The organism is Bacillus cereus group sp. BfR-BA-01379 (assembly GCF_022663605.1).
GTDB lineage: Bacteria > Bacillota > Bacilli > Bacillales > Bacillaceae_G > Bacillus_A > Bacillus_A mobilis.
In genome coordinates this window covers 1-207 of record NZ_JAKUFT010000362.1, presented here as the reverse complement: position 1 = coordinate 207, position 207 = coordinate 1, and the positions used below count along the sequence as shown (strand labels likewise).

Sequence of the window (207 nt, the reverse complement as noted above, 5' to 3'; positions counted from 1 at the left end):
CGGTTTGCGGTACAGGCACCTTTTATCTCGCTAGAAGCTTTTCTTGGCAGCGGGGAATCAAAGACTTCGCTCCATAAGGAGCTTCCCCATCACAAATCAGCCTTCACGATAAGCGGATTTGCCTACTTATCAGCCTAATTGCTTGGACGTGCACAACCAATCGCACGCTTCTTCTATCCTTCTGCGTCCCTCCATTGCTCAAACGAT

1 rRNA gene is annotated in these 207 nt (G+C 49.3%); it reads right to left on the bottom strand.

Annotated features, from left to right (window positions below):
- A 23S ribosomal RNA gene (locus MR113_RS28255) occupies positions 1 to 207 on the bottom strand; the annotation flags it as partial.